This window comes from Methylobacter sp., assembly GCF_004322395.1.
In the GTDB taxonomy this organism is placed as follows: domain Bacteria; phylum Pseudomonadota; class Gammaproteobacteria; order Methylococcales; family Methylomonadaceae; genus Methylobacter_A.
On sequence record NZ_SCTW01000105.1, the window covers coordinates 1 to 14,850 of the forward strand.

Annotated in this window: 13 protein-coding genes and 1 pseudogene; 3 read left to right on the forward strand and 11 right to left on the reverse strand. The window is 48.2% G+C overall.

The window, feature by feature from the left end; all coding sequences use genetic code 11:
* From EPO18_RS14575 to EPO18_RS14600, 6 genes and pseudogenes are all read right to left on the reverse strand, one after another.
* Nucleotides 1-139 (reverse strand): annotated as a pseudogene (locus EPO18_RS14575) (cytochrome c oxidase assembly protein); the annotation flags it as partial.
* Between the two features lie 161 nt (nt 140-300).
* The gene (gene ctaD, locus EPO18_RS14580; RefSeq protein ID WP_292434428.1) at nt 301-1,914 is read right to left on the reverse strand and encodes a cytochrome c oxidase subunit I; all 1,614 of its coding nucleotides are present in this window, start codon (nt 1,912-1,914) and stop codon (nt 301-303) included.
* 54 nt (nt 1,915-1,968) lie between these two features.
* On the reverse strand, nt 1,969-3,123 hold the full coding sequence (gene coxB / locus EPO18_RS14585; RefSeq protein ID WP_292434429.1) for a cytochrome c oxidase subunit II: 1,155 nt from the start codon (nt 3,121-3,123) through the stop codon (nt 1,969-1,971).
* A 241-nt stretch (nt 3,124-3,364) separates the two neighbouring features.
* Nucleotides 3,365-3,763 carry a bacteriohemerythrin gene (locus tag EPO18_RS14590; protein ID WP_292434431.1) on the reverse strand — a complete coding sequence of 133 codons (399 nt, stop codon included), beginning with the start codon at nt 3,761-3,763 and terminating at the stop codon, nt 3,365-3,367.
* 173 nt (nt 3,764-3,936) lie between these two features.
* Nucleotides 3,937-5,793: a hypothetical protein gene (locus tag EPO18_RS14595; RefSeq protein WP_292434433.1), complete on the reverse strand. Its 1,857-nt coding sequence runs from the start codon at nt 5,791-5,793 to the stop codon at nt 3,937-3,939.
* A 342-nt stretch (nt 5,794-6,135) separates the two neighbouring features.
* Entirely contained in the window at nt 6,136-7,299 is a 1,164-nt protein-coding gene (locus EPO18_RS14600; RefSeq protein WP_292434434.1) for a CapA family protein, read from the reverse strand.
* 412 nt (nt 7,300-7,711) lie between these two features.
* On the opposite strand from EPO18_RS14600, the gene EPO18_RS14605 reads away from it, so the two are divergent.
* From EPO18_RS14605 to EPO18_RS14615, 3 genes are read left to right on the forward strand one after another with little or no spacing between them, the layout of a single operon-like run.
* Nucleotides 7,712-8,386 carry a phosphoribosyltransferase gene (locus EPO18_RS14605; RefSeq protein WP_292434436.1) on the forward strand — a complete coding sequence of 225 codons (675 nt, stop codon included), beginning with the start codon at nt 7,712-7,714 and terminating at the stop codon, nt 8,384-8,386.
* On the forward strand, nt 8,383-9,054 hold the full coding sequence (locus tag EPO18_RS14610) for a dienelactone hydrolase family protein (protein WP_292434438.1): 672 nt from the start codon (nt 8,383-8,385) through the stop codon (nt 9,052-9,054). Before EPO18_RS14605 ends, EPO18_RS14610 begins: the two co-directional genes overlap by 4 nt.
* The gene (locus EPO18_RS14615; RefSeq protein WP_292434440.1) at nt 9,051-10,040 is read left to right on the forward strand and encodes a ribose-phosphate diphosphokinase; all 990 of its coding nucleotides are present in this window, start codon (nt 9,051-9,053) and stop codon (nt 10,038-10,040) included. The genes EPO18_RS14610 and EPO18_RS14615 overlap by 4 nt, the downstream gene beginning before the upstream one ends.
* 67 nt (nt 10,041-10,107) lie before the next feature.
* Here EPO18_RS14615 and EPO18_RS14620 read toward each other — a convergent pair whose 3' ends face one another.
* From EPO18_RS14620 to bioF, 5 genes are all read right to left on the reverse strand, one after another.
* Entirely contained in the window at nt 10,108-11,106 is a 999-nt protein-coding gene (locus EPO18_RS14620) for a hypothetical protein (RefSeq protein WP_292434442.1), read from the reverse strand.
* A 157-nt stretch (nt 11,107-11,263) separates the two neighbouring features.
* On the reverse strand, nt 11,264-11,923 hold the full coding sequence (gene bioD, locus EPO18_RS14625) for a dethiobiotin synthase (RefSeq protein WP_292434443.1): 660 nt from the start codon (nt 11,921-11,923) through the stop codon (nt 11,264-11,266).
* Nucleotides 11,923-12,744 carry a malonyl-ACP O-methyltransferase BioC gene (gene bioC / locus EPO18_RS14630; protein ID WP_292434445.1) on the reverse strand — a complete coding sequence of 274 codons (822 nt, stop codon included), beginning with the start codon at nt 12,742-12,744 and terminating at the stop codon, nt 11,923-11,925. Before bioC ends, bioD begins: the two co-directional genes overlap by 1 nt.
* Nucleotides 12,735-13,649, reverse strand: a complete 915-nt coding sequence (locus EPO18_RS14635; protein WP_292434448.1) for an alpha/beta fold hydrolase — start codon at nt 13,647-13,649, stop codon at nt 12,735-12,737. The genes bioC and EPO18_RS14635 overlap by 10 nt, the downstream gene beginning before the upstream one ends.
* Nucleotides 13,646-14,815: an 8-amino-7-oxononanoate synthase gene (bioF, locus tag EPO18_RS14640; RefSeq protein ID WP_292434449.1), complete on the reverse strand. Its 1,170-nt coding sequence runs from the start codon at nt 14,813-14,815 to the stop codon at nt 13,646-13,648. The genes EPO18_RS14635 and bioF overlap by 4 nt, the downstream gene beginning before the upstream one ends.
* Nucleotides 14,816-14,850 lie beyond the last annotated feature (35 nt).

Sequence of the window (14,850 nt, forward strand, 5' to 3'; positions counted from 1 at the left end):
CTTTTCCATTGAGCCCCGTTACTTCACACAAAACATCATAAAGCGGAACCAGAGCATAGCCAAAACCAAACATTCCCAGTACAACAAACACCAATATACGAACTAACTTAGCGTTTTTTTGCGTAACGCTTTCATTCATTGAGAAACAGCTCTCATCACTGCAAAAACATAAATAATGACAGCAACCGCAACCAAAACCACTGCTGTCAAAATATTTTTCTGTTTGGTATTCATTATTTCACCTGATACGTTATCCATGCAGGTTGCTTTGTTAAAAACAACCTGCATGCAACACCTTACTTAAAGATGCTCAGTAGGTATAACTGTTGGTGGTGTAGTAAAAGAATGATACGGCGGTGGCGATGGTAAAGTCCATTCCAAACTATGCTTGGCAGCGTCTTCCCACACTTCAGCCGTTACTTTTTCGCCTGTTCCGCCTTTGATTGTATGGATAACAATATACAGGAACAACAACTGACTTGCACCGAAGATAAAACCACCAATACTGGAGATCATATTCCAATCCGCAAATTGAACAGCATAGTCAGGAATTCTTCTTGGCATACCGGCAAGCCCCAAAAAATGCTGAGGGAAAAACAAGACATTTACCGATATTACCGACAACCAGAAATGCAGCCGACCAATCCTTTCATCATACATATGGCCGGTCCATTTAGGCAGCCAAAAATAGCCCGCAGCCATCAATATGAAGATAGAAGCAGGAACCAGTGTGTAATGAAAATGCGCGACAATAAAGTAAGTATCGTGGTATTGGAAATCAACAGGAGCAACCGCCATCATTAAACCGGTGAATCCACCCATCGTAAACAAAACCACAAAAGAAATACTAAACAGCATAGGTGTCTCAAAAGTCATCGAACCTTTCCACATGGTCGCAGTCCAGTTAAAAACCTTAACCCCGGTAGGAATTGCAATTAACATGGTTGCATACATGAAATACAACTCGCCTGCTATCGGCATACCCACTGTAAACATATGGTGAGCCCAAACGATAAATGACAAAAATGCAATTGCAGCAGTCGCATGAACCATTGAGCTATAGCCGAATAAAGGCTTACGCGCAAATACCGGAATGATCGTAGAAGCGACACCGAAGGTAGGCAAAATCATTACATAAACTTCGGGATGGCCGAAAAACCAGAAAATATGCTGATAAAGAACCGGATCGCCGCCGCCCGCTGCATCAAAAAAGCTGGTATCGAAGAATCTATCTGTTAACAACATGGTCACTGCACCGGCAAAAACCGGCATGATGGCGATTAACAGGAAAGCGGTAATCAACCAAGTCCAAACAAACATCGGCATTTTCATCAAGGTCATGCCGGGAGCACGCATATTGAAAATGGTTGCGATGATATTGATAGCACCCATGATTGACGAGATACCCAGCAAATGCACCGAGAAAATCGCGAAAGGCAATGCCTTACCGGTTTGCAATACTAGTGGCGGATACAAAGTCCAACCGCTGGCAGGCGCGCCACCTTCCATAAACAAAGTACTGGCCAGTAATAAAACACCGGCAACCAGCAACCAGAAACTCATGTTATTCATACGCGGCAATGCCATATCCGGAGCGCCAATCATCATTGGAATCATCCAGTTGGCCAAACCGACGAATGCCGGCATAACAGCGCCGAACACCATTACCAAGGCGTGCATAGTGGTCATTGAGTTAAAGAACTGGGGATTAACAAATTGCATACCCGGTTCAAACAATTCGGCACGAATAATCATTGCCATGGTGCCGCCAACAAAAAACATCGCCAGCGCAAACACCAAATATAATGTACCTATATCTTTATGATTAGTGGTAATAATCCACCTTAAGAACCCCTTAGCAGGACCATGATCATGATCATGATGATCATCATGTTCAGCGACTACAGCAGACATATTTTATACCTCTTGAATATATAAAAAAGATTAGATCGATAAGAACGCAATGACTTATTCATTTTTATCTGCCGCCGGTGTTCCCGATTGCAGAGCTTGGATAGCTGAAGGTTGAATAGAATCACCCACTGAATTACCCAAACTATTACGGGTATATGTTACGACTGCAGCAAAATCAACAGTGCTTAACACTTTTCCGAAAGCCGGCATCATGCCTTTTCCGTTTAAGACTAGCTTAACTTGAGCGTTAATATCGCCGGTTACCATCGGACTTGCCTTTAGAGCTGGGAAAGTACCTGGCAACCCAGCACCGTCCGGCATATGGCAAGATGAACAGCTGGTTTCATAAACAGCTTTACCTTTAGCAACCAACTCTTCTTTAGTCCATTGCTTGCTAGCCGATCCTGCTTCAGCAGCCGCGGCCGCTTTTTGTTGTTCTACCCAAGCATTGTACTCAGGTTCGTTCATTGCAATCACGACGATCGGCATAAAACCATGATCTTTACCACAAAGCTCGGTACATTGACCACGATAAGTACCTGGCTCATCAACAGAAGTCCACGATTCATTGATAAAGCCTGGATTAGTATCTTTTTTCCAACCTAGATCCGGCACCCACCATGAATGGATTACATCTGCCGAGGTAAAAACAAAACGAATTTTCTTTTTGGTTGGAATAACTAACGGCTTATCGACATTCAACAAGTAATTAGGAACCGACCGAGGATCTAAACCAGAACCTACTTGTCGTACTTTGTTACTGGCTTCATCCAGGCTGCTGAAAAAATGAATTCCATTATCAAGGTAGTCATATTCCCACTTCCATTGATGTCCGGTCACCTTAATAGACATTTCGGATTCCTGCACATTATCCAATTCGATCATGGCTTTCGTGGCTGGAATAGCCATGCCGATCAGGATCAAAGTCGGAATAATTGTCCAAGCGATTTCAACCGTCGTATTTTCATGAAACTGCTCCGCTTTATGTCCTCTTGATTTACGATGATGATAAATCGAATAGAACATAGTCCCGAACACACCAATACCTATGAATACACAGATCCATAAAATCAGCATGTGCAGGTTATAAAGGTCGTTACTGACCTTTGTAACCCCTTTCATTAAATTGAGCGTATATTCCGCCTGCGCTGTTCCTAGGCCCAAAGCCGTTAAGATCAGACCTGCGAACAGTTGCTTTGCTTTTTTCACGGAGCAGCCTCCTCGTTTAGTAGTTATAAACTCTTGTATGCGTTACATCGTTTCGTAATTTCGGGACATGCCAAGGTCGGCTTCATTCCATTTACGCAATAATTATCACAAATAATCTATTCAATTTTAAACCATGAGGGCAATCTATACCAGCTGTCCTTTCCTTGATTTTATTTGGCTCAATAAAAAGGCTTGTGAATCAATGAAACTCACAAGCCTTTTATTTTTCATTAGGAACCGATCAGCCGTTTAAGGCATCTGAATAAGCCATATCGAAGTTAGGGATGTGGTTATCCAACCAGCCCTTAACCAATTGACCAACTCCCTCGTCAACTTCCGCCTGCCCTGCATGAAATTTTGCTTGCAGACCGCCGCAAATACCTACCAATGCATCGTGCTCTTCTTTGTGGCGATCATATCCAGCAAAACCTTTTGCTAGCATTTCTTTTTCTTCATGCGCAAAATGATCAACGACATACGCAATCAGGTCATCCAATTGCGCACCTATTGCAGAACGCTCCGCTCCGCCAGTTGCCAAATCATATAATTTATTAAGTTTATCAAACAAAGTCTTATGCTCATCATCGGCAAAGCCAACATTTGTACCGTATTGACTAGCTGTCCAAGTAATTAAAGCCATAACGTTTCTCCTGATATATATTATTTATTATTTACCGCACAAACATTATGGATTATATCCATACTCAAATCTATCTTTAATTTCCTTTATAAACCAATCTACGTTATTACCTATCAAAAATCTTTTTTTGTTGATTTTCATGTAGGTAAAGCCAAATCGGATCATTATTGATGCTAGTGTAATTTTGCCAAAAAAGAGGTATCAATTCGACAACCGCCGACTTCCGGTTTATCCAACAGATCCTGTTCGAAATCCCGGTAAGTGGATAGCTGAAATGCAATGCGCGTAATTTTACCGCCGGAAAATTCAAATTCCATCGCTCCGCCTTTAACCCGAGGACTGCCTTCTTTAGTAGTGAACAATAAAATCCCCGCGTTATTCGCAGATTTCCCGAAACTGTCAGGAACCGGACGCGCACAACTGAGCTCGTTTATTAAAAGTCCTGAAAAGACCTGCGCCAATTGACGGGCGCTGATAATAATTCCCTCGCCGGGAATAGTCGTCGACGCTGGAGCCGTTGCCACAACTGGGGCAGCCGCCGGAATGCTCGAAGCGTCTACAGGGATTGGTGCTGCAGGAGGATTTAACAACAACTCCAATCCAAAATCCCCTAAATGATTTTGCAGTAACACACTGCCGTCGCCATTTTTTGCTGTATTCAGCAAAGGGAAGAGTTGGCGTTCCATTTCTGTCTTATTTGGGTTTCTCAACACAGCAACCAACTGCCGCTCTATCGACTTAAGCGGCGTAAACAATTGCTCTTTTTTATGGCTCGCCTCCCCCACCTGATCCCAGTCGGACTGCGTATTAACCGGCAAACCCATTGATTTCATAACCGCATAGTCATCAGCCGCCAGACAATTAGCAAAGTTTTTATTGCGATAGCTCTCTATGAGCTTTGGCCGCATTTCTTCACTCAGTGTCTTTTGCCGACTGATATTGTAGTTGCTCCAATCGCCATTCTTAGCCAGAAAATAGTAAATCACCGCATTCCGGTCAAACTTATTGAAGCCCAAATCTTTCATCACCAACTTCAATTTTCTGCAATTGCCCTCCACTTCCTGGTAATTATTCCAATCCGGTTTCAAATTCGGTTTTGCCGGATGTGTTGATTGCTCAATCAATTGTTGAAGATTGATTTCCCCAGTTGCCGATTTTATTGGCGAATACCCTATTTCTTCGAATGATAAATCACGCGCATCCGGAATACCGTCAGCCGTTGTCTTTAACAACAAAGACGGCAGAATTTCCGGGTAAATTTTTAGCTCGCCAAGCTGTTTGGTATCTGATCCAAACAAATTTAATCCGCCTTCTGCGACATCATAAACTTTGAACTTTGTCTGATTGAGCGTTCCCGTCTTGCCTGAAAAAGCCGTAGTCGCCGGTAACGAATGTGACTCCGAGCTGTGTTTGACTGATTGATGAGGCGCTGACTTTACTTCCGCTTGTTGGCTGCTTTTTATCCATTGTCCGGCAGCCTGCCCCATAATAGCAACGCCCATACCGACGCCTGTTAACGCAAGCAAGTTGCTGGCCGAATTCACATCACCGACCAAACTCGATACATCCACATCACTATTTGCATTGGTGTAAAAATTATAATCGACCATGGTTTCCTTACCCGAATCCAGGCGTATCCATGGCGTCAGATAAAGTTTTTTAGCGTCGAAAGTAAAGTTGCACTTACCTGTTGTCGCCTGATACAAAAAGCCGGTGGCTTCACGATTAAACTTAAGCGTGTCGTTACGCACACTATAGATAAGAGCCGCGGATAAATCGCCTTTTTCATAAGAAGGCGCCATATTGGTACAGCCGCTTTTTAATACATTGTCGCCTTTAAAATCGAATTCAGAAATCAAACGCACATAGTAATCGTCGCCATCAATGGATTGAAAGCCTTGTAGCGGTTGAAGCTGGGTGGCTTCGGTTGATGGATGGTCAACAACAATTTGTCGCGTCGTTGTACATCCCGACAATAACGTACCAATAACCAAAATGAATTTTGCTGATGAGATAGAACGAATAGACATGCATTAACCTTGTGCCGCATGTTAGGCGGCGATTCGAGCTGGGAAAGGGGAAAATAATAGGACTTTCAAAGAGACTTTGTCATGTTTTATTTTTACAAGCTGGCGCAAAGGCATTAAAGATATACAACAGCGATCCTCGGTTGCGCTTGTTTAGAAAGCCCTGACCTCAAGCCTATTCTTTGAAGCAAGTAATCTATGCAATTCGAGACCTCGGCATTCATTAATGCACAAAATGTGCCCTACATGTACGACTATCATACCAAAAATACTAAAAGCATGGGGTCATACAAAACTTTGCCATTTTGTATTTCAGCTCAGCTGCTGTTAAAACCAGCAATATTCTCAACTTCTGACCGATAAAGCAAAACTGCGATCATTGACCGGTTCGATCCTTCCGCCCAACAACCGGCTCTCCCTATCCATAACTTGCTGCAACCAGCGAACGTCATCAGAGTGCGCACAATTCAAACGAAAGCGCCTGACTTGCATCGGTATCATGACCAAACTGACCAAGTTTCCTGTTATGAAGTCCATAGTCACAAAATACATCAAAGCCAAATCGCCCCGAAATTCCTCGTATCCTGAAATTCCCTCATAGTCATTTAAAAAGTCGCCGCAGCCGAACAGAATCGGTTTGCCTTTGTACAGTTCGACGCCTTTGGGGTGATGCGATGAGTGACCATGCACCACGTCCACATGGGCCTGATCTATCAGCCGATGCGCAAACTCCCTTTGAGCGCTTAAGACCTTGTAGCCCCAGTTTCCGCCCCAATGAATCGAAGCTACCACACAATCGCCCTTCTGCTTAAAACCCGATATCCGCTCGGCGATACGACGCACCGTATTCTCGGATAAATCCGGCAGTAAATTCACGCCCGGCCTATCGCTACGGGCACCCCATAGAGAGGGAATACCGCTGCTTTCGTCGCCGAAACCGAACACCATCACACGCCCTTTCCCGGCCACCTCGATAACTGCCGGAGCTTCGGCTTCTGAAAGGTTTCGGCCCGCTCCCGCAGTCTTGATATTTGCACCGGTCAAAGTAGTCAAAGTCTCCGTCAACCCGGCATACCCCCAATCCAGGACGTGATTGTTGGACAAAACACAGCAATCGATCTTTGCCGCAGAAATGCAGGGAATGTTCCGCGGCTGCATCCGGTAATGAATACCTTTTCCGGCCCAAAATTCCGAGCTGGCCGTTACCGCCGTCTCAAGGTTAATAATGCGGACGTCGGGATTAGCGCGCCGAAGCTCTTCAAGTGCATCACCCCAGATATAGGCAAAGTTGACCGGTTTCGGAATAGGGCCGTTAGTTTCTTCCGCGAGCTTCACATAGTCCTTGGCGGAAGTCATATAAGGTTCATGAATTTGCGGATTTCCGGGATACGGCAACACCTGATCGATACCCCGGCCGGTCATCACATCGCCGCACAGAAACAGTGTAATCTGGGTATCGCGAGAAGCTGTTTGAGATGAAAGACTTTGACTTGAAATCACTTCGTTCATGTCTCCCGCTAAGCAGGTTTTTGTCATCTTTAGGGCAAGTGCAGTGCTCCCAGCTAATTTCAGGAAATCTCTTCGTGTCCTCCGGTTTAGCCGATAATCATTCATCGCCGACGACCCCTGAAAATCGTAAAAATTAATACTGCCTCATCCGAACGAACTTCGCAACCTCATATTACTTATTTTAACGTTTGCAATTCATCAAAAACTAAACGATGAGTTTAGCTTTATTGACAGTGATACCCATCGAAAAGCTCCAAATTCATTAAGCTTACGTTAATAAGATGAGCGTATAAACAAATTTGTAAAACGACGCCCCCGTAAGTATTTGTAAGTATTCATTGTATGGATAGATCGGTATATGATTTATTTAAGTTCCTAAAATCGGTGCGATGCAATGATCAAGAAAACCGCCTTGAGACTGCCATTTGAGAATCGAATCCAGGCCGGACGCCTACTGGGACAGGCGCTGGCTGAATATTCAAAGCGTCCGGACGTGATCATCCTCGCTTTGCCTCGTGGCGGAGTACCGGTAGGGTTCGAGATCGCCCGGATGATCGACGCGCCGCTGGACATCATGCTGGTGCGCAAGCTGGGAACGCCCGGACAGGAAGAATTAGCTATGGGCGCAATCGCCAGCGGAGGATCGTGTGTTCTGAACCCCGATATAGTTGCAGCCATTGATATCAGCCAAGAAACCATTGACGCTGCCATAGTAAGAGAGCGGCAAGAATTGGAAAGACGCGAGCGGGCTTATCGAGGAGAGCAGCCTCCTCCCGCAGTAGAAAATCATTGCGTGATTCTGGTAGACGACGGCTTGGCTACTGGTGCAAGTATGCTGGCCGCTGTCGCCGCCTTGAAACAACGAAACCCCGCCTCTATCGTAGTCGCCGTCCCCGTGGCTCCAGCTGAGACCGTGCTGCGGCTGCAACAGGAAGCCAATGATGTGGTGTGCTTAGCAACGCCCGAACCATTTTTGGCCGTCGGACGCTGGTACCGTGAGTTCTCGCAGACCAGCGACGATGAAGTCAAGTTCCTGTTGAAGCGTGCCTGGGCCACGCTCCACATTCCTCTAGACGAAACGCCATGACTAATCCCTCACTCCCTACTTCTTCGATTGACATCAACATAGAGTTTGAAGGTTTTTCTCTTGCCGGCTCCCTCGCTATTCCCGAGCATCCGAAAGGCATTGTAATCTTCGCTCACGGAAGCGGCAGCAGCCGGTTCAGCCGGCGCAATCGCTTCGTGGCCGAAACCTTGAACGATGCAGGCATTGCCACATTACTTTTCGATCTCTTAACACCGGAAGAGGAAGACATCGATCAGCGCACACGTGAACTTCGCTTTGATATCGGCTTATTGACCGACAGGCTGATCGGCGTGATCTACTGGGTGAGCCGGAACAAAGCGACGGCCGCGCTTCCGATCGGGCTGTTCGGAGCCAGCACCGGTGCGGCGGCGGCCCTGGCCGCCGCCGCTTGGCGTCCCGACAAGGTAGCCGCCGTGGTTTCGCGCGGCGGCCGGCCGGATTTGGCCATGGGGCATCTTGCGAAAGTTAAGGCGCCTACACTGTTGATTGTGGGCGGCGAGGACGATATCGTGATCGAACTTAATCAACAGGCCGCCAAGCAACTGCTGGTTGAATATAGCCTGAAAATCATTCCCGGCGCTACGCATCTATTCGAAGAAACAGGCAAACTAGAACAGGTGGCGAATCTCGCCTGCGATTGGTTTCTGCACTATTTTTCCGGCTCATGAGTCTCGACGCGATTCGACTGTTTGCGCTAAGCGAAAGCCGGGCACTCGGAGAAAGCATCTCTGCTGCGCTCGGTTTATCGTTGAGTGCGCACGAGGAAAGAGACTTCGAAGACGGCGAACACAAGATTCGTCCTCTGGAAAATGTACGAGGCAACGATGTCTTCGTGATCCAATCGCTATACAGCGAACTTGGCTTAAGCGTCAACGACAAGCTTTGCCGGCTGCTGTTTTTCATCGGCGCGTTAAAGGATGCTTCGGCGCGATCGGTAATAGCCGTCCTGCCCTACCTTGGTTATGCGCGAAAAGATAGGAAAACCAAATCGCGAGATCCGGTCACCACTCGTTATGTAGCGCAACTGCTGGAGGCCGTGGGCACCGATCGAGTACTGACTCTCGACGTGCATAACCTCGCCGCTTTTCAAAACGCTTTTCGCTGCCCGACGGATCATCTGGAAGCCAAAAATCTGTTTGTCGAGCATTTTGCAACACGGCTCCTAGACCTTGAGGTGGTCGTGGTCTCGCCCGACATTGGCGGAGTCAAACGGGCGGAGCAGTTCCGGGAGACGCTGACCCTGCGCCTGAACAGGCCGGCAGGCAGCGCCTTTATGGAAAAGCAGCGTAGCGCCGGAGTGGTCAGCGGCGAGGCCTTGGTGGGCGACGTAAAAGGCAAAACAGCCATTATCATCGACGATATGATCAGTACCGGCGGCACGATCTTGCGAACTGCGCACGCCTGTCGAAGGCAGGGCGCGCACGGCGTCCATGCCGCCGCCTCCCACGGCATTTTCGTGGGCAAGGCCGACCAAGTCGTGGCCGATCCTTCTCTGGATAGCTTAGTGGTCACCAATACGCTGCCGCCATTCCGGCTCGATCCGGAGCTCGTGCGTAACCGGCTGAATGTGTTGGATGTCGCGCCGCTGTTCGCCGAAGCCATCCAACGCATACATAACGGCGGTTCCATTGTAGAGCTCCTTGAGGAGTTGTAGGGGCGACCGGCCGGTCGCCCCTACGGAAGCTACTGGTTTTTTTAGATTTATCGGTTATGAGCTACCGTTAACAGCGGGGCAGATAACGCTCAGCCAAATCCAGATAAGTTTGAGCGAGGCGAAGCCAATGCTGATGATCCTGCACTTGGTGATCCGCGATGTGCCAAACTGCAATCTTGGCGCGCAAACAGGCGCGAAAAGCCTTGTAAAATCCTATTAGCTCAACGGAACAGGCATCGCCAACTGTTTCGCTATAGTGCTCTAAAATCTGCTCGCCGATGTGCGGCGCACCAAGACGTTCGCATTCCATAGCCAGATAAGCCAGTTCGTCCACGGGATCGAGAATGCGAAACTCCCGGTTGAATTCCAGACAATCAATGATCACCGGCGGGGCTGTTAAACAGATATGCTGAGGCCTGAGGTCGCCATGCGCATCGATGATGCGTCCATCCCGCGCCCGCTGCTCAAGAAGATAACCCTGTTCCGCCAGAAATTGCCTTTGTGCCGCCGTAAGGCGCTCCACCTGCGCCTTGGGCAAAGCATACCGGTTGTCGCTTAACTCGCTCAGATTGCTTTGAATTCTTTCTTCGAAAAGGCGACGGTACTCGGCCGGGCTGATGAGTAAAGGAAGAGAATGTCGATAGAAATCGGTCAGCACCTGACTGACCTTCAGTACATCCTCAGCACTGACCGTTCCTTCCCGGATAGCAGCATCGAGCATACGGTCTGCGGGCAGGCGGCGCATCTGCACCAGCCAATCCACCAGCCGGCCTTCGCCGTCCAATTGCAATTTGCCATTTTCTTGGATGGTAAGCGGCACCGTGCCGAGATAGATGCGGCCTGCCAACCGCCGATTCAGGCTTACTTCCCATTCGCAGTCTTTTTGCCGGTCCTCTAAGGTGCTGAAGTCCAAAAACTCATACCGGACGGGCTTCTTTAATTTGTAGACAAGATTTTTGGTCAGAAAGACCCAGGACATGTGCGTTTCTATAACCTCAATGCACTTCGGTTTGTCCGGATATATTGCCGGCTGGCGGAGAAAGGCTATCTTTTCGTCGATATGCATAGTATACATTCTCCGGTAAGACGCAGAGTTCAATCGCAAAGCTTTAGACTGAATCACTGCTCCACAGACGGGAAGCTATCACTGTTATTGCATTCTACCGATTATGGCGGCAGCTATCCATTATTTCGGTTAATTCTAAAATAGCCTTTCGACGCAGCTATATATTTATCTGTTCCGAGAAAAAGTCGAAATCGGCAACTGCCCTATAAGGCAATACACCCAGCAAAGGCGCATCCACAGCGGCTTTCATGGTCAGTATAGTCTCGTCCCTGCCTAGATAGTCAGGATCTGTACAAACGCCAATCCAACCCGAACAGCTTAATCCGGATCGCTCTATCGCCTGATAGGTTAATCTTGCATGGTTGATGCAACCCAGCTTGATCGCAACAATCATAATCACCGGCAAAGCCAGCGTTTTTGCCAGATCGCTGATAGCTTCCCACTCATTTAAAGGCGCGTACCAGCCTCCGGCGCCTTCAACGATAATGACGTCAGCTAAGGTTTTCAATAGCTCGAATTTGGCTGCCACCAAATCCAGTTCGACCGGATTTTCCACGCCTGCAATATGAGGCGGAACAGGCGGTTCGTAGGCATAAGGATTGATTAAGTCGTAATCGACCGGCAATGAAGCATTTTTTTGTATCAACAGCGCATCTTCGTTTTTCAGTTGTCCGTCCTGCATTGAACAACCGGAGGCAACCGGCTTCATACCGACAACCGATTTGCCCCGGCTTTTAAAATAACGCATCAGCGCAATCGTAGCCCAGGTTTTGCCGACGTTGGTGTCGGTACCGGTTATAAAGTAACCCTGTTTCATTAGCTTGCCGTAACCATAATGGCCTCGAAAGTCGCAGTAACCTGCTCGCCGGTTCGATATTGCTCATAAGCCGCAATCATCCGCTGCATCTGCGCCTTGGTAGTGATGCTTTTATTGCGCCCGGCAATCATGTTATGCGCGCCGATGTGCTTTAATTCCTTCATCAACGCCAAAACCGAGCCGTAGCTCGATGTATAAACCCTGGTTTCAACCGCTATTTCGGTATAACCCGCTAGCCGAAGAAAGCCGGTCAGCTGCTGTTCGCTGTAAAAATCATTGACGTGATTGTAATCGTCGACTTCAGCCCACGCGGCTTTTAATTCCTGTAATGTTTGCGGGCCGAAGGTCGAAAAAACCAGTCTGCCATCCGGTTTCAATACCCGCTTAATATCGGTAAAAACGGCTTCAAGATTGACGCACCATTGCAACGCAAGATTGGAAAACACGCCATCGGCGATTTGACCGGCCAGCGGCAGTTGTTCGGCATCGGCGCATAAATAACCGGCATTAGGCGAATCGGCGAGCTTTGTTCGCGTTACCTGCACCATCGGTAACGCAATGTCCAGCGCTATAACAGTCATGTAGGGTACGCATAGCGTACCGTTTTCCAAATATTCTGCCGGATTCACTACGCTAGCCAGCAACTTTGCAGTTAAAAACCCGGTGCCGCAGCCCAAATCCAACAAGGTTCCGGTCAGGCTTTCGGTATTTACGGTATTCAGCAGCGCCTTACCGACACTGCGCTGCAATGCGGCTACGCCGTCATAGGTAAGCGAAGCCGCCGCAAATGACTGCCTGATTTTGGCTTTATCTAATTGCATTGCCGATCCATAAATCCGGAAATAATCTCCAATGTTTCGCGGCTATGCGATAAAAACGGCACGTGCCCTGCCCTGTCGATTATGTTTAATTCCAGGCCCGGCAGTAACTGCTGCATTTTTTGACCTACAGCCACTGGAACCAAAGTATCCAGGCCGCCTAAGATGACCGACACGGGAATATTCAATCCTGATAAAGCCGGCCTTAAGTCTGCCTGTTTCAGTATATTTAAACCGCCCCGCAAGGTGTTTTGATCCGGCGCATCGCATTCAAACACGGCTGTTTTAAGCGCCTTCAAAAGGTTTTTATGGTCGGGCAAGCCGTTTACCTGCAAGGATAAAAAGCGCAGCAACGTGGCTTGGCAGTTTTTATTCAAATGTTCGGCAAAATCATTCAGCAGCTTAACATCCATGCCGAGCCATGTTTGCGTTCCCAAGCCGGAGCTTGGGAACGAGGGGTTTCCTCCGAGTAATATCAGTGAAGAGATCCACTCAGGATAGCGGGCGGCTAGATCAAGCACCACCGTAGCGCCCAACGACCAACCCAGCCAACAAATCCCCCCCGGCCCCCCTTTTACAAAGGGGGGAGATAGCTTATTTTTTTCTTTTTCAAAAGAGGAAGACTGTTCAACTCTCTCTTTGCCAAAGACGGGGAGTTGCTCAATCCCCCCCTTTGTAAAAGGGGGGCTAGGGGGGATTATCTTAACCAACTCATCGCTAATCCGTTCCAGCGTAAACGGATCGATTGCCTCGCTACGCCCATGTCCCGGCAAATCGATGCAGGTTACTTGATAGTTAAGCGCCAATTGCTTCGCAAACTCCCGCCAGATACCGGTATGCATCGCCCAGCCATGCACCAGCACTATGGGCTTGCCTTGCCCGAACGTTTCTAAATGAATTTTTGTCACATGCGGCCTGCAATAATTTTAGTCAGCGCATCCAGCAAGCGGTCGACATGATGTTGTTCGTGCAATGCAGAAAAAGTCACCCGCAACCGAGCGCTGCCTTGAGGCACGGTCGGAGGGCGAATTGCACTGACCAGAAAACCGGCATCCAACAAGGCGGTGCTGATGTCCACGGCTGTTTGGCTGTCGCCGATTAAAATAGGCTGGATAGCCGACGGCGATGCCATCAACGTTAAACCAAGCTGATCTGCACCCAGCCGAAATCGTTCCGACAGCTGTTTAAGCTTGTCTCTGCGCCAGTTTTCTTCAATGGCTATTTTCAAACTGGCCCGTGTCGCTTCGGCAACCGCCGCCGGTAACGCGGTGGTGTAAATATAAGTGCGAGCTTTTTGGATTAAGGTTTCAATCAATACTTCAGAACCGGCCACAAACGCGCCAAAAGTACCCAAGCCTTTACCTAAGGTTCCCATCAGCACCGGCACATCGTCCTGATTTAATCCGTAATGTTCAACAATCCCGCCGCCGCGCTCGCCGACCACACCCAAGCCATGGGCATCGTCAACCATCAGCCAAGCGTTATGATTTTTTGCGACAACCGCCAATTCGCGTAGCGGTGCAAAATCGCCATCCATGCTGAATACGCCGTCGGTAACGATTAGTTTATTGCCTGCGGCATTTTCCAGCTTTGTTCCGAGATCGGCCACGTTGGCATGAACATAGCGCTTGAATCGTGCGCCGGACATCAAGCCTCCGTCCAACAAGGACGCATGGTTTAACCGGTCTTCAAACACCGCATCGTTGCGCCCCAATAAAGCCGAGATCACGCCCATATTGGCCATGTATCCGGTGGAAAACAACAAGGCCCTATCCCGCCCGGTGAATGCCGCCAACTCTTCTTCCAAAGCATGATGAGCCGCGCTGTGCCCGCAAATCAAATGCGCCGAACCGCTGCCGACGCCGTATTGATCGGCTCCGGATTTAAACGCGTTGACCACATCAGCATGATTAGCCAGCCCCAAATAATCATTGCTGCAAAAATTGACGATGTTCCTGCCGTTGACTTTCAGGTTAATGCCTTGCGGGGATTCTATAATTCGACGGGAGCGATACAAGCCCTGTTGGGCAATATCTTCGAGGCCAGCTGCTAATTCTGGAAATAGATGTACCATTAGATTTAAAGTTTTTGTCCACGAAAAGCACGAAA

Bases quoted from the DNA above. Each gene is read 5' to 3' on its own strand.
- ctaD (WP_292434428.1), bottom strand. From the start codon at position 1,914: ATGTCTGCTGTAGTCGCTGAACATGATGATCATCATGATCATGATCAT.
- EPO18_RS14590 (WP_292434431.1), bottom strand. From the start codon at position 3,763: ATGGCTTTAATTACTTGGACAGCTAGTCAATACGGTACAAATGTTGGC.
- EPO18_RS14595 (WP_292434433.1), bottom strand. From the start codon at position 5,793: ATGTCTATTCGTTCTATCTCATCAGCAAAATTCATTTTGGTTATTGGT.
- EPO18_RS14600 (WP_292434434.1), bottom strand. From the start codon at position 7,299: ATGAACGAAGTGATTTCAAGTCAAAGTCTTTCATCTCAAACAGCTTCT.
- EPO18_RS14610 (WP_292434438.1), top strand. From the start codon at position 8,383: ATGACTAATCCCTCACTCCCTACTTCTTCGATTGACATCAACATAGAG.
- EPO18_RS14615 (WP_292434440.1), top strand. From the start codon at position 9,051: ATGAGTCTCGACGCGATTCGACTGTTTGCGCTAAGCGAAAGCCGGGCA.
- EPO18_RS14620 (WP_292434442.1), bottom strand. From the start codon at position 11,106: ATGCATATCGACGAAAAGATAGCCTTTCTCCGCCAGCCGGCAATATAT.
- bioD (WP_292434443.1), bottom strand. From the start codon at position 11,923: ATGAAACAGGGTTACTTTATAACCGGTACCGACACCAACGTCGGCAAA.
- bioC (WP_292434445.1), bottom strand. From the start codon at position 12,744: ATGCAATTAGATAAAGCCAAAATCAGGCAGTCATTTGCGGCGGCTTCG.
- bioF (WP_292434449.1), bottom strand. From the start codon at position 14,815: ATGGTACATCTATTTCCAGAATTAGCAGCTGGCCTCGAAGATATTGCC.